This is a genomic window from Vagococcus sp. 211 (assembly GCF_056322705.1).
This window is the reverse complement of the sequence record NZ_CM150475.1, coordinates 376,743-390,962: the sequence shown is the minus strand read 5'-3', so window position 1 is coordinate 390,962 and position 14,220 is coordinate 376,743. Positions and strand designations below refer to the sequence as shown.

General features: G+C 37.6%; 16 protein-coding genes. 4 read left to right on the top strand and 12 right to left on the bottom strand.

Going from position 1 to position 14,220, the window contains the following annotated elements; all coding sequences use genetic code 11:
• Positions 1 to 151: 151 nt before the first annotated feature.
• The 8 genes from ACVWM0_RS02005 to ACVWM0_RS01970 form a co-directional block, all read right to left on the bottom strand.
• Positions 152 to 535 carry a DUF1149 family protein gene (locus ACVWM0_RS02005; RefSeq protein ID WP_476472985.1) on the bottom strand — a complete coding sequence of 128 codons (384 nt, stop codon included), beginning with the start codon at positions 533 to 535 and terminating at the stop codon, positions 152 to 154.
• A gap of 87 nt (positions 536 to 622) precedes the next feature.
• Positions 623 to 1,417: a hydroxymethylpyrimidine/phosphomethylpyrimidine kinase gene (locus ACVWM0_RS02000; protein ID WP_476472984.1), complete on the bottom strand. Its 795-nt coding sequence runs from the start codon at positions 1,415 to 1,417 to the stop codon at positions 623 to 625.
• Positions 1,418 to 1,432: 15 nt separating this feature from the next.
• Complete coding sequence (gene lepB, locus ACVWM0_RS01995) at positions 1,433 to 2,173, bottom strand: signal peptidase I (protein WP_476472983.1); 741 nt, start codon at positions 2,171 to 2,173, stop codon at positions 1,433 to 1,435.
• Positions 2,174 to 2,193: 20 nt separating this feature from the next.
• Positions 2,194 to 2,886 (bottom strand): hydrolase, encoded by a 693-nt coding sequence (locus ACVWM0_RS01990; protein WP_476472982.1) that lies wholly within the window; start codon positions 2,884 to 2,886, stop codon positions 2,194 to 2,196.
• A 55-nt stretch (positions 2,887 to 2,941) separates the two neighbouring features.
• Positions 2,942 to 3,568 (bottom strand): glycoside hydrolase family 73 protein, encoded by a 627-nt coding sequence (locus ACVWM0_RS01985; RefSeq protein ID WP_476472981.1) that lies wholly within the window; start codon positions 3,566 to 3,568, stop codon positions 2,942 to 2,944.
• 3 nt (positions 3,569 to 3,571) lie between these two features.
• Positions 3,572 to 4,315 carry a M15 family metallopeptidase gene (locus ACVWM0_RS01980; RefSeq protein ID WP_476472980.1) on the bottom strand — a complete coding sequence of 248 codons (744 nt, stop codon included), beginning with the start codon at positions 4,313 to 4,315 and terminating at the stop codon, positions 3,572 to 3,574.
• Between the two features lie 3 nt (positions 4,316 to 4,318).
• Complete coding sequence (locus ACVWM0_RS01975) at positions 4,319 to 4,876, bottom strand: hypothetical protein (RefSeq protein ID WP_476473637.1); 558 nt, start codon at positions 4,874 to 4,876, stop codon at positions 4,319 to 4,321.
• A gap of 108 nt (positions 4,877 to 4,984) precedes the next feature.
• Entirely contained in the window at positions 4,985 to 5,941 is a 957-nt protein-coding gene (locus ACVWM0_RS01970; protein WP_476472979.1) for an aromatic acid exporter family protein, read from the bottom strand.
• A 114-nt stretch (positions 5,942 to 6,055) separates the two neighbouring features.
• Here ACVWM0_RS01970 and ACVWM0_RS01965 point away from each other — a divergent pair, with 114 nt between their 5' ends.
• Positions 6,056 to 6,685, top strand: a complete 630-nt coding sequence (locus ACVWM0_RS01965; protein WP_476472978.1) for a hypothetical protein — start codon at positions 6,056 to 6,058, stop codon at positions 6,683 to 6,685.
• 11 nt (positions 6,686 to 6,696) lie between these two features.
• The gene (locus ACVWM0_RS01960; RefSeq protein WP_476472977.1) at positions 6,697 to 7,299 is read left to right on the top strand and encodes an FUSC family protein; all 603 of its coding nucleotides are present in this window, start codon (positions 6,697 to 6,699) and stop codon (positions 7,297 to 7,299) included.
• Between the two features lie 32 nt (positions 7,300 to 7,331).
• Here the strand turns inward: ACVWM0_RS01960 and ACVWM0_RS01955 are convergent, their stop codons facing one another.
• The 4 genes from ACVWM0_RS01955 to ACVWM0_RS01940 form a co-directional block, all read right to left on the bottom strand.
• Positions 7,332 to 8,792 carry a flotillin family protein gene (locus ACVWM0_RS01955; RefSeq protein WP_476472976.1) on the bottom strand — a complete coding sequence of 487 codons (1,461 nt, stop codon included), beginning with the start codon at positions 8,790 to 8,792 and terminating at the stop codon, positions 7,332 to 7,334.
• An 11-nt stretch (positions 8,793 to 8,803) separates the two neighbouring features.
• The gene (locus tag ACVWM0_RS01950; protein ID WP_476472975.1) at positions 8,804 to 9,325 is read right to left on the bottom strand and encodes an NfeD family membrane protein; all 522 of its coding nucleotides are present in this window, start codon (positions 9,323 to 9,325) and stop codon (positions 8,804 to 8,806) included.
• Positions 9,326 to 9,481: 156 nt separating this feature from the next.
• A complete protein-coding gene (locus ACVWM0_RS01945) occupies positions 9,482 to 12,232 on the bottom strand; it encodes an FtsX-like permease family protein (RefSeq protein WP_476472974.1) in 2,751 nt (916 codons plus the stop codon).
• Between the two features lie 11 nt (positions 12,233 to 12,243).
• Entirely contained in the window at positions 12,244 to 12,945 is a 702-nt protein-coding gene (locus ACVWM0_RS01940; RefSeq protein WP_476472973.1) for an ABC transporter ATP-binding protein, read from the bottom strand.
• 145 nt (positions 12,946 to 13,090) lie between these two features.
• Here ACVWM0_RS01940 and ACVWM0_RS01935 point away from each other — a divergent pair, with 145 nt between their 5' ends.
• Both ACVWM0_RS01935 and ACVWM0_RS01930 read left to right on the top strand, forming a co-directional pair.
• Positions 13,091 to 13,780, top strand: a complete 690-nt coding sequence (locus tag ACVWM0_RS01935) for a DNA/RNA non-specific endonuclease (RefSeq protein WP_476472972.1) — start codon at positions 13,091 to 13,093, stop codon at positions 13,778 to 13,780.
• A gap of 17 nt (positions 13,781 to 13,797) precedes the next feature.
• Positions 13,798 to 14,178 carry a hypothetical protein gene (locus ACVWM0_RS01930; RefSeq protein WP_476472971.1) on the top strand — a complete coding sequence of 127 codons (381 nt, stop codon included), beginning with the start codon at positions 13,798 to 13,800 and terminating at the stop codon, positions 14,176 to 14,178.
• The last annotated feature ends 42 nt before the right edge of the window (positions 14,179 to 14,220 follow it).

The following is a 14,220-nucleotide window of genomic DNA, read 5'->3' as shown; positions in this document are numbered from 1 at the left end:
CTCTTCTTTAAAAACGTGATTCAAAAGGGCGTGCATGAAACAACCGGCTAGTGTCACTCACTGCACTCTCTACTTAATTTATGCCCAGCCTGTCTTTCTTTATAAAGATGCCTTCATAAGAAAAAAGCGTTGCTCTTAGGGCAACACTTGACTATTCTTGTGAAAAATTAAGTTTTACTCCGGGTTGGTCCAAAGCTATTTCAGTTACTTCATAGGCCATTCTCTCGATGATTGAAAACAAGGGTCTAACTAATTCATTCACTTCATCCGTTGTCAGATCTTCAACTTTATCCACTTTACGATTAAGGATTTGAACAAATTGTGCCACATCTCCAGACACTTTCGCTTTATCTAAAATGATTTGAAATTCTATTCTTAATCCCAACACTGAATTGTTTGCTGGATCTAACTTCATCTCTTCTGTTATTTCAAAAGGATTCATGCTTACGTCGATTCTTGTTTCATCCGTATTATCTTGAGGTAATGCCTCATAATAAAATGCTTGAACGAACTCTTTTTGTCTTTTTAATTCCATGTTACGACCTCTTTCTAACACTTCGATTTTTTGCTTTAAAAGTCTTACTTCTATTGTACATTATTCATAGGATAAAATAAATATCTTTTAGCACTTTCCTTTTTGCCACACATTGCCTAATCCGTCCATAAAATCAACGCCATTCTCAATGCTTCGGTAGACAAAATCTTTGGAAGACTGGATTACTTCACGCATATTATCATTGTTTACTCTTTCAGCAGCTATAGAAGAAGCAAACGTACAACCGGCTCCATTATTACAGCCTGAATGCAGTTTAGGGTTTCTGTAGACGTGCTCCGTTTCTGGTGTCACTAACACATCAATGGCTTCTGTCCCTGGCATTCTCAGTCCACCTTTCACTACAACATAAGGGACACCATAAGACTGAATTTTCTTACCTGCCAGTATCATTTTTTCTACAGTATCAATGGGTTCAATTCCAGATAATAACTCCGCTTCATGCAAATTAGGTGTCGTAATGGTTGCTAAAGGCAATAGTCTTTCAATAAAATACGTGACAATATCTTGGCTTGTTGTTAATCCTGACTCTTTTAACGCGAGTACAGGATCTAAAACAATGGGAACAGTGTGAACTTTTTCTAAAAAAGAGGCCACCCCTTGGGCTGTTTCTAGATTAGCTAACATCCCTACCTTGATGCCTTGATAGGTATCTAATTGTTTTTCAGCCTCTTTCAACTGATCAGTAATAACAGAAATAGGTAACTCTTCGATACTAATCTCTTCTGTCTCTCTCACCATTGTTACAATACAAGTCAACACATTGTCACCAGTTATTCCATACTCTCTAAATGTTCTAAGATCCGCTTGAAGGCCACCACCACTAAGCGTATCAGAACCTGCTATGGTTAAAAGTTTTATCATTGGCTTCTCTCTTCCTTACTGAACAGCTCCAAGTTGTGATAAGGGCCAATACTTGATTAAGACAACTCCCTTAATCTCGCTACGATCATACAACCCTAACTTCCGGCTATCGTCTCCCTCTTGTCGGTTATCTGCTAGTAATAAATATTTAAGACTTGGAACAACCTCAATATCCTCCGTCGTCCCTTCAATGTTTCTCAAATCAAAATTCTTTGTAAATAGTGTTTCTGGGTTATCTAACTCATACTTAAAATCCAAAAAATTTTCTTTCAAATACGGTTCATTAAATTCCGCATTATTAATAAATAAAATATCATCTGCCATGTTCACTTTATCACCAGGTGTTCCAATGACTCTCAAATAATCCCTTTTACCATTTTTTTCCACTTGAACAATGTTAAAACGACGAATAGCTAAATCCGGATTAACCAATACTTTATCTCCTAAATTCAAATGACCCGACATACTACTTGTGCTAATATCATCTCTGTTTAATTTAGTTAACACATAAAAAATGGTTAGCAAAGAAACCATAGATACACAGAGAAGGAAACCTATAAACAAGCGTTTCCTTCTCTTACGTGTTCTTTTTACCTGTTTCTTTTCCTCTAATACCTTGTGGAAACTTGCTTTATTTTCAATCGTCTCGCGTAACTCATCTAGTTCTAACCTCAAGGGGGTTGTATCTGGTAAGAGGTGATGTTGTTCCAATGTTTCATCCTGTTCCGTTTTATCAGGTACTTGGTCATGATTCATTGTTTACACCTCCTTAGATATTACTGATCAAACTCTTCTTTTTCAATTTGACGGTACTTTTCCATCTTACTACTAAATAGTTTCCCATTGCTTGGTGGTGTATACGTTATCGCATTCGCTCCAGCCTCGATGGTTTCCATAATCATCTCGTCTGTAGGACCGCCTGTAGCAATAATTGGGATATCAGGAAAATCTTGTCTGATTTGTCTCACAATACTTGCTGTGTTTTTTCCCCCACTAATATTTAGTATTTTAACACCAGCATCTATTTTTTCTTTCACATCTGTGTATTCTGAAGTAATTGTGCCAATAATTGGAATATCAATCACTTGATAAATGTCTTCAATGGTTTCTTTCGGTGTGGGTGCATTGACCACAACACCTAAAGAGCCGTTAGCTTCTGCAAACATGCTCATATTGACAGAGCGATTCCCTTGGGTCAACCCTCCTCCAACACCTGAAAATACAGGGACATCCGCACTTTCTACAATACATTTTGTAATAGATGGGTGTGGGGTGAATGGGTAGACTGCAATCACTGCATCTGCATCGATGTTTCGAATAATAGCAATGTCTGTTGAATAACAAATTGATTTAATGCGTTTACCAAAAATTTTTATCCCTGAACAATTTCTAATGACATTTGGTACTTGAATAATGTCTTTTCTTAAATCTGTCATAATTTCAGGGATGTTCCCTTTTTCCTTTTTCATGTCTTTCTCCTTCATAAAAAAAGCCGAATAACATTTCTGTTAATTCCACTTTTTATCAATCATATTGTGACAATTGGTTGGATTCAATCACATCTATCACTTTGTCGGCATAATCCGGGTCTGTTGCATAACCTGATACTTGAAGCGCTTTGGCTGCTGTATCATAATTATCTGCTAACAAAACACCTTGATATAGGTATGGATCCCAATCCACACCGTTGACAAATAATAAAGTGTGATCTCTCATACAATCATCCCAACTTGCATACACTTTAAAATTAGCACTAATATCAATCCACTTACCATCTTTGTATTCCTTAGTGGATAACTTAACAGAATCATCTCCTGGATAGAAGGACTTAATCCCAAACAAGTTATTGTACTTGGCACTTAACTCGCTTTTTCCCCAGTCAGATTCTAGTATTGCTTGCCCCATAATAATACTTGGTAAAATACCGTACTCACTTTGTAACTGTTTCGCAACGGGTAATAAATCATTGATGAAATCATTTTTCTGAATGCTTTCCTCTTGAATTCTTGGAGCCTCTGGAAGACGCTGTGTTAAACCTCGCAAGCTAAATACAAAAACAATTGCTCCAATTAATAACACAAACACACTTAATGTAAGAGGCATTTTTTTTACTACCGGTGACGCGTACGTTTTTCTTTTTCGTTTTGCCATCGTTTACCTACTTTTCAGTTGTTCGACATATTCTTCTAGGCTTAGATCATTCGCAATCATGTACTCTGCATTCTCTTTCCCTACGTATCGAATATGCCATGGTTCATAGTTAATTCCTGTTAACTGTTCTTTTCCTCGCTCGTATCGTATCACAAAACCATAATGGCAGACGTTTTCTTCTAACCATTTACCAGCCTTTGTTTCTCCAAATTCTTGTTCCAACATATTACCGTCGTTATACCAATTCGCTTCAAGTACGTCAAGAGCCATGCCTGTATGATGCTCGCTTAATCCAGGCTCTGTCAAATAACCCATGGCCTCTTTTCTTGCCTCATCTTCAGCATACCCTTGATTGATGTATTGATTAGTATCTCGTTCGACAATGGCTTCTTGTTCACTTACTGAGCGAAAAGAAGAGACCACTACTAACTCGATATTTGCTTCCTCTGCAGCCTTTGCTAAATCATTATAATGGGGTAAGACACGCTCGTCAATTAACTTGCCATCCCCTATATCAACAAGATTCTTTGGCTCTTCAATAATCGGATGATTTTCATTCACCAAGACTAAATTCCAATCCTCGTACTTTCCAGGTAATGGCTCCTTTTCTTTTGATGTTTCTGTTATTTCTGCCTTGTTACCGTCTGCTTTATTTACGACAACGCTGGCTTTATCTTTTTGTACTAAAAAAATAACTGACACGCCAATAAATAAACAAACCATACATATTAATAATTTTTTTGCCATTACTTATTTGTTATTAGTCTCTCTTTCTCTTTTTTCCGTGTACGCTTCTACTAAGTTTTCATCTACCCATTCCAATAAATCTACTTTTGATTCTGCTATTTGTTGTTGAATCATAGCTGGCATGGCAAACTCTAATATATCGTCATACCCCCACTCACCATAGCTCGCTACAATTCGTAGAATCACATTGTCTTGTCGTTTGTCATTGATAGGTAGCGTCACACGTTGTTGCTGCGTTATTAATTCAACCTGTGCTACACCTGTTTTTAACCAGTTGGTGGCAATAATTGATTTTAAGCGTTTGTATTCTGAGACAACATAATGTCTTTTTTCTGGGAAGAGGATCGTTTGTCTCGCTATTTTTTGAATCAACATCCATTCATAATCCGAAAACATGCTTTTAATTTTTTGCATTTTATCTCCAGGTATAGCGGCTGCCCCTGTTTTCCAGTTAGCCCATTCTGTCTCACTGATGTCTAAATACTCCTGACAAAATACCTTTTCCGTGATAAATTGTTCCTTCACTCGGTCAACAATAATATATACGATTGATTGATGCATTTGCTCATCACACTCCCGTTTCATTTTAATATCACATACCTTCATTTTACTCTTTCAGAAGGAAAAATGCACGTTTGTTCCAACTTCGTTAACAATATTTAGAAACTTTTAGTCTTTGTTAGTATCAGCAAAAGCCACTTTAATGTCAATAAAGGTTTGAATCTCTGTTAATAACTGGTACAACCTCGCTCTATTTTCAAATTCTTCCCGTGTTTTTGGCAACTCTCTGCCTTCGTATTCTTCATATACTTCTTGGACATGTTGGCTGAGTAACCGTCCATCGTTATCTTCAGAATATAAATCATAGATACGCCCAACTAGATTCGATACCCCTTCTGCTACATCTGACTCGACTTGAATAGACGTCATCAATCTCACCATGTTTTCTAACACCGTTAATTGCATGCGTCTCATCTGAAAATACAGTAATTCATAATCATCTTGTGTCCGTAATTGATTCTCCCTATGATTTTTGGCGTACTGTTCCCCTTGCTTGATACTCTTAGCCGCACCCTCTATCAAGACGTGACATTCTTTTGGAGTAGCAGAACCGTTTAATAGTTCCGACATGTTTTTTAGTAAGAAACGAATATGCTCATCCATCAAATCTTTGTGTTTTTTGATATCTTCTTCCACATTTGGCATATATAAATTAGCTAATAATGCCAAACCTACACCGATCAATAACAAACTCAAGGCATTTAATACCAAGCCAAGATCCATGCTTTTCGCATTTAAAAAATGAGTAATCAACACTGAATTCACAGGGATGGCTTCACTCATTTTGCACCTAGCTGCTAGTGGAATATAGATTAATAAATACATACCAAAAGCCAAAGGGGTATATCCTAAAAGAGAATAACAGCCATAGGCAATCACAAAAGCAACCAACAAGGCGATAATTCTTCCAATACCTACTCTAAAGGATGATTTTTTACTGTTAGTAACACTCAGTATAGCAATAATTCCTGCTGTTGCTGGGAATTGTAGCCCTAAATAACTGGCTAACATTATTCCTACTGTGGCCGTAATGACCGTTTTTATTGTTCGTAGTCCTATTTTCATTTCTTTCGCTCCTGTCTCTTCTCTCTATTAAAAAACATATTTTCTTTCACGTCAAATACTAGCCGAAACAAACATAATCGTTTATTATAGTCATATACACTAGGAGGATACACTATGACTAAAAAGATAACACTATTGTTTTCTTTCATCCTAATTTTAACCTTACAAGGATGTGGCATTACTCAAGAGCTGGATCAAGCGATCACAACAACAACTGAACTTAATACCACTCTTGAGGATTACAAAGAAAACATTAAATTATTCAAAAAGCGAGTGGATGAGATACCGGATGCTTTTGAACGTGACTTGAAAAAAGGGGATCCTGAAGGGTTATTTAAAGAATCTGAGGGCGATTTATACCGCAACTTCACTAAGCGTCAAGAATTACTTGAAACAATGACTGCTGAGCAAAAAGAGATGGCTAAATTAAAAAAAGAGTTGCAACGAATTATATCTAAAGAAGCCGTAGATGTGGATAACGAGCAACTAGAACTCATTACCAGTAGTTTAGATATCATCAAAAATAACTTCGATGCGAACCAAACTTACATCGAAACAGGCACTTCTCAAGAAGAAGACTTATACAATCAGTTACCTGTGGATAATCTAAGTGCCCAGACCTCATTGATTGAACGCACTTATGGCTCAGTTATGATGGCTTCTGAAGAAAGTATTACAAACATCAACTATACTTTAAGCTTAATCAAGCACTTCCAAGACACTGCACAAGTCCCTGCTAAATAAGGAGGTTTGCTATGTTTATTGGTAAATACCATATTGGCCTTAGAACAGTTAAAACCTGTTTAGCTGTCATGTCATGCATCATCTATTTTCATCTTACACACCGGGGAACGCCTGTTGTAGCTACTTTGGCCACTGTTTTTATTTTAAGAGAAGATTTAACTAACACCCTAGATTTTGGTAAAGCTCGTATTATTGGGAATACAGTAGGTGGGCTTAATGCTGTTATCTACACGTTCTTTTATCAGTTTTTTTCTAATAAAAACCTAGCTGAAACCTTTCTTATCCCTTTACTTGTCGGTGTAACCATCACCGTCTCCATTCGTATGGGAAATAAAAAAGGCTTGATTGGTAGCATTGCTACTTTATTATTCATCTGCTTCTCCATTCCTCAAGAACAGTCAATTATGTACGCTATAAGTCGTGTGATTGACACCTTTATTGGTGCTTTCTTCGCCTTGTTCTGGAATCTGCTTATTAAGCCGCCTATTCCTGTTGATAGTCCTGAAGAGCACAGTATTGAAGCCAAAGAAGCCTTGATTCAACAAAAACAGCGCGACATTGACGCGCTTCAAAGAGAAATAGATGAGATAGCCTTCACATTAAAAAACGACTAACTGCTCACAGTGAACAGTTAGTCGTTTTTTATTTAGTCTTCTTTATCCATTGGTACAATCTTTGTTTTAGGCCCTCTAGATACAAAGGTTTCTAATAAATCTTTCACATCTAGACCTGTTGTTTCTTTCAGTGTTTCTTGTGAACTTGCTAGAAGATTGGTTGCGTAATTCGTGACACGATTCGCACCACTTCCTTCACCACCTTGTCCCGTATCTACCACTGATATTTTCTCAATGTTGCCTAATGGTTGAGCTGCTTCTCTCACTAAGTTAGGTAATATTTCTAGAACCATACTTAACACAGCAGCTTCTCCGTATTCTTTGAAAGCTTCTGCAATTTTTTCTTTTGCTTCCGCTTCAGCGCGACCTTGGGCTAAAATCGATGCCGCTAAAGCGTCCCCTTCCATACGGACTTGAGAGGCATTCGCTTCAGCCATAGCTTCCACTCTAAACTTCTCAGCTTCCGCTTCCGCTACTTCTTGGGCTTTAAAAGCTAAGGCTTCTTGTTCTTTAGCATAACGATCTGCGTCTGCTTTTTTCTTCACTTCTGAGTCGTATTGTTTCTCACGACGTAGAATTTCTTTTTCTTCTAATTCGATTTGTTTTTGACGCTCGATGACTTTAACTTCCATCTCTTGCTCGATAACTTGTTGCTGTGCTTTGGCTTTTTCCAAATTATACGCTTGATCAGCTCTTGCTTTAGCCACGTCTTGTTCTTGTTTGTAGGCAGCTAAGCGTAATTCTTTGCCTTTCGTTGCTTCTGCAATTTCTGATTCACGCATTAATTCTGCTTCTTGAGATTCTTTTTCTGCTTGTGCTTTTTTGATACGTGTTTCTTTGTTTGCTTCGGCTTCTGCAATCTCAGCATCTCTTTTTACTTGAGCAATTCTTGGTTTACCTAAAGAATCCAAGTAACCGTTTTTGTCTCTCACTTCTTTAATAGTGAAAGAAACAATAATCAGACCCATTTTAGCTAAATCCACGCTGGCTACTTCTTGAACGCTTTGACTAAACTTGTCTCTGTTTTGATAAATTTCTTCTACAGTCATTGAGCCTAGAATCGAGCGTAAATGACCTTCCAACACTTCTCGTGCTTCATTTTCCAATTCTTCTCTTGTTTTACCTAAAAATTGTTCTGCAGCTGTGGCAATTTCTTCCACAGATGATCCTATCTTAATAATCGACGTGCCATCAGCCATCACTGGTACACCCTGTTCTGTGTAGACTTCTGGTGTGGATACGTCCAATTTACTTGATAATAAACTTAATCGGTTCGAACGTTGGAAGACGGGTAAGACAAAAGCTCCTCCACCACGAACAATTTTTACTTTGTTGCCAGTATCATCTTGATGCACATTTTTAGTCCCTAAATAACTACCACTAATAATTAGTGCCTCATCTGGTTTAGCTGTTTGGTATTTTGACACAAACACTATCAATAACATCAACAAAATAAACACCACAAGGCCTATCGGTAATAATACAAATCCCATCTAACTTCCTCCTACATAAAATTGTCTTTATAAGGAACCACATAACACACACGGTCTCTTATTTCTATAATTAGCACTTCTTTTCCTTGAGCGACTCCTTGCTCTTGTTCTTCATAAAAAGCAGCTGGTCGACTCATACTTCCCGTGACACTAGAAATTTTTATTTCACCCATTCCTTTAATTGGGATAGGTGTTATAACAATCCCTTTCAACCCTTCCATGTCTTTTTCTGACATAGAAATAGTGGCTTCTGAGTTTCGTATTGGTACTAAGATATAAAAATTCAGTAAAAATACGAGCAGTGTGGCTAGTCCAATCCCAATGAATAGGATAACCCAACTATTAACATCAAAGGCTTTTTCTCCTAGATAACCAAACAATGATGTAAAAGCTATCCAAGGGACAATCAACATTGGATCCACTGGCCCATCAAAATCAAAAATGTCTCCAAAGAGAAACAATACGACTGAAATAGCGGCACAGGTGATTAATGTATAAAAATAAATAGTATCTAACGGTACACCGTTTAACACTATCCTCACCCCTTTCTTTCTGTTAACCTATTTTCATTTTACCAGTAAAAACGATAAAAAAATAGGCTTTCTCGTCGATTTTCAAGACATACGTTTTTTAAATCAATCAAAAAGATGCTCCTTATATGAAGGAACATCTTTACTCATTTTTTCTAATTATTCCGTTGATTTTAATGCTTCAATCATGTCTACTTTTCGTAATTTACGGTGCATCACTAGCATCACAATCGTAGAAAACAAGACCGTTAGTAAAGTCGAATAGAGGTAACTCACTAAATGTATGTCTTTTGGAAACATCATCATATCAACTTCTGCTGTGGTTAAGACAAAGCCATGAAGGAGCCTTCCAAGAACAAAACCTAACAGAATGCCTAGCACCGTTAGAATATTATTTTCTCGGTAAACATACATGGTGACTTCTTTATCGTAGAAACCTAGTACTTTAATCGTTGACAACTCTCTAATACGTTCAGATATGTTGATATTCGTTAAATTGTATAACACCACAAAAGCTAGCATCGCTGCAGAAACAATTAAAACCCACACAACAATATTTAAACTCTCCATCGTATCATCCATGGCTTCACCGATTTTGCTTGTATAAGAAACCGTCATCACTTCTTCTTCTTCCATTAGTTTCTTCGACAGTTGCTCTTCTTCTTTGTTAGATAACTCTTTATTAAACAAGAGGTAATCCACATTGAACACTGGGGATTCTTTAAAAATTGTTTCATAATAAGTTGGTGTCATGTACATAAAATGCATGGCATAATTCTCCACAATCTGTGACACTCTCACCTGATGCTCTTGATTGTCTGCATCTTTAATACTTAGCGTGTCCCCCACCTTAATTTCTAATAAGCGGCTTAACTTTTCATTAATAATAACACCTGTGTCATCTAGTTCATACCCTTCTCCTGATACCCGGTCTTTAAATGTGATGAACTTAGTTAATTCTTTTGATTCTTTGGGTATATCAATAATCACTTCTTGACTCGTCATGCCTTTTTTAACCACATCTACAGTTTTTTGAGACATCATTAAATGCTCTGACACTTCCGGTATGCCGTCCCGTTTTGCTTCGTAGGTTTCTATGCTTTGTTCCATATCATCTCTGTCTAGATAAACAGAAGCATCGTAATGCCAAATATCTGAAAATTGTTTCGTAACAATGTCCCCAATAGAATCCTTTAAGCCAAATCCTGTTAAAATCATTGCCATACAACCAGCAATCCCTAGAATCGTCATAAGCATGCGTTGTTTGTATCTAAACAGGTTTCTAGCTGTCACTTTTTGATTAAAATTAAAGCGCGACCATACTTTAGGTAGTCGCTCTAAAAAGATGCGTTTTCCTGGTTTTGGCGCTTTGGGTCTCATTAAAACAGCAGGGGTACTCAACAAGTCAACCCTTAAGACAATCAATGAGGACAATAAGGTACATAACAAAGCAACCACAATGGACTGAATGGTGTAACTTGCATAATAAGTGACAATCACAGGAGGTAAATTATATAAGTTACGGTAAGCATCAAAAATAACTGTTGGGAATAAGTTAAACCCAATGACTAATCCTAGCCCTGTCCCTATAACACTGGCCAAAGTAGAATAGACAATAAATTTTTGAGCCACTTCCCAGTTCGTGTAACCTAATGCTTTAAGCGTGCCGATTTCGCCCCTCTTCTCATCTACCATACGCGTCATAGTTGTTAAACAAATTAATGCCGCAATAAGAAAAAAGAAGACTGGAAATACAGTGGCTATCGAAGAAATACGGTCTGCATTGTCTTCAAATTCAGAGAATGACGGATTATCATGCCGACTAAAATACAAATACTCAGGAGCACTCAACTCTGAGAGTTCTCTTTCTTTGTCCTGTAACTCTGTTTCAGCTTTTTCTAACGCCTCTTTGCTATCTTCTAGTTTTTTTTCTTCTGTTAACAGGGTATTCTCTGCCTCTTCTACTATCTGTTCTTGCTCTTTAGACACTGGCATACCTAACGCTTTTCCCTGTTCTAACTGATTCTTTTGGTCATCAAGATGCTGACGAGCAAGACGCAACTCAGCTTCGCCTTCTTTCAACTGATTGCTACTTTTATTAAGCTCTTGTCGGCCTTTATCAATCTCTTTTTCCCCTTCTTTTTTTATCTTAGCGATTTCTTCTTCTGGCCGATCTTTCAACTGCTCCTTTAAGTTTTTTTCATATTCAGTGTATGCTTTTTCATAGGACGGGCCATAAGCTACTTGCTCGGTCATTGACGCGTACGTCACATAGAGTTCGGTGAATCGGTCCAATAAAAAGTTTGTTTCAGGAATTAAACCAAAATAATCAACGGTCCCTTTTCCAACCATGGTATTCCCCCGGGAAACGCGGTCAATAAACAATGGACTGTTAACAAAGCCCACTACCTTGTAAGAAGCACGAGAAACTTCCTCATCCGTATCCACATCGAAAGTCAACGTCTCCCCAATCTTCACGTCATTTAGTTCCTTGCTTCGGTAGTCCATCGCAATCTCACCTTCTTTTTCAGGAAGATGTCCTTCGATAACAACCGGTTGATTCAAGGATTCTTTGTTTTCTTGATTATAAGACATAAGCTTTACAACACGTTGACTATTAGATTGTGTCACATCCAATGAATAACTTGGTTCAACGATATCTATCCCTTTACTTTGACGGGCTGCTTTAATATCATCCTCTGTGATACCAAGAGGTGATACCACTTTTGTCTCCATTAGTTGTTGTTCCTTATAGTACGTATCTGCTGTATTGACCATGTCTGGTCCTGTTGCTTTTATCCCTGCATAAAAACAAACGCCTAATAATATAATTAATAGAATAGAAAAAAAGCGGGCTTTTGATGCGAAGATTTCTCTCATGGTTGATTTTCTTAAGGCTTTTTTCTTCATTCCTTTTCCACCTACCATTCTATCTCTGCCACTGGTAATGGCGTCTCATTCATCTCCACGCTTCTTACCTTGGCATCATTAATGCGAATGACTCTGTCTGCCATTTTTGCAATTTCTGAGTTATGTGTAATAACAATCACTGTTGTCTTTTGTTCTCGGCACGTGTCTTCTAATATCCCTAGAATTTGCTTTCCTGTCTCAAAATCCAAGGCTCCCGTAGGCTCATCACATAACAATAATTTAGGGTTTTTAGCTAAAGCACGAGCAATAGCCACACGTTGCTGTTCTCCCCCTGATAATTGGGCTGGGAAATTCTGTTTTCTGTGATCTAATCCCACTCGTTGTAGCACATCATCCACATTTAAAGCATTTGGCGCGACTTGAGAGGCTAGTTCCACGTTTTCTCTTGCGGTTAAGTTAGGAACTAAGTTATAAAATTGAAAAACAAACCCCACATCAACCCGGCGATACCCTGTTAATTGTTTGGCATTAAATTTAGCGATATCTGTTCCATCTACAATGATTTCACCTTCATCACAGCTATCCATGCCTCCTAAAATATTTAATACGGTCGATTTTCCCGCCCCACTGGGACCCAAAATCACCACAAATTCACCTTCATTAATGGAAAACGAGACACCATTATTCGCTACTATGACATTATCCCCCATATGATATCGTTTATACACATTATTTACTTCTACGTAACTCATGATATATCCTCCCTTTCCTTTTTAACATACCTTATTATAGCAAAATCTTCATTTTAAGTCTTATCTGCCACAAAAACGAAAAAAACGAACGCTTGTTCTTTCTCTCAACATCTCGTATAATATGAACATACTTAAGGAGGTCACTATGGCTCAAAAAAAGAAACAAAACAAGAACAAAATCAAACTAAGCACAAGAGGTAGCTTCATCTTAACCCTTGTTGTGGTTGTATTAGGTTATATTGGGATTCAGATGCCAAATGAAGTCATGAATCTCTTCGACTGGCAATCACACTCTCAGACAGAAGCACCTAAGACATCCCCTTCAAAAGGGTCACAATCAGGAGATAACCCTGGACCGATTGAACATGGATCTGCCCAGTTTTCTAACAAGGAATTAAAAGATAGTAAAAAAGGCTGGATTACTTATGGTGATTACGACAAATATGGCCGACCAACTCAAGCCAATGCCTTGATTAAACCTGATATGATCAATACTGGTACGAGCGCAAGACAAGAGATTAAACCACCAGGCTTTATCTCTGGATTAGATCCTCATAATCATTCTAGAGGTCATTTAATCGGACGACAAATGGGAGGAAGTGGAGACGATCCTAAAAACCTAGTAACTCTCTATCAAAACCCAGTAAATACGCCTTTTATGACCAAATATGAAAACATGGTTCGTAAAGCAGCGGACAACGGAGAGACGATTCGCTATCAAGTCACGCCTGTTTATGACAAAGACGAACCCATGCCAATAGCTGTTGATATGCAAGGAAAAAGTTTAGGGTCTGACACAGTCAACTTTAATGTCACCATCGAAAATAAAAAATAAAGAAAGAAGGAAGAAACATGACGTTTGAAGAATGTTTACACTCGTTACCAGCGACCACAACGACTGATGGCTTTTTAGATGCTTTGTCTAAAGCTCAAATTAACTCTTTTCATGAGTATCTTCTCTTTGGAACATCAGAAAAACAGGCTCTATTTCTACAGAATTTAGCCTTTTTGGCAGAAGAGGATGTGTGGACCGCGGAAGAATTAACCGACTATCAACTTGTCGCACAATCCATTGATAATGACTATATTCTAGCTTCTAACAATCACGTTATGGTGATTCCCTCCCATTTATATCGTGACGACTCAGAGACCTATGAAGTAACCATTATCCCTTTTTTCGAGCAGTATTTAGAAGGCTCTCTGGCTTCAAACATCTTAGCAGATAATTCTTAATATTTTAGGAGGTGGCTTAATGCCTAGATAGGACTCTTTTCA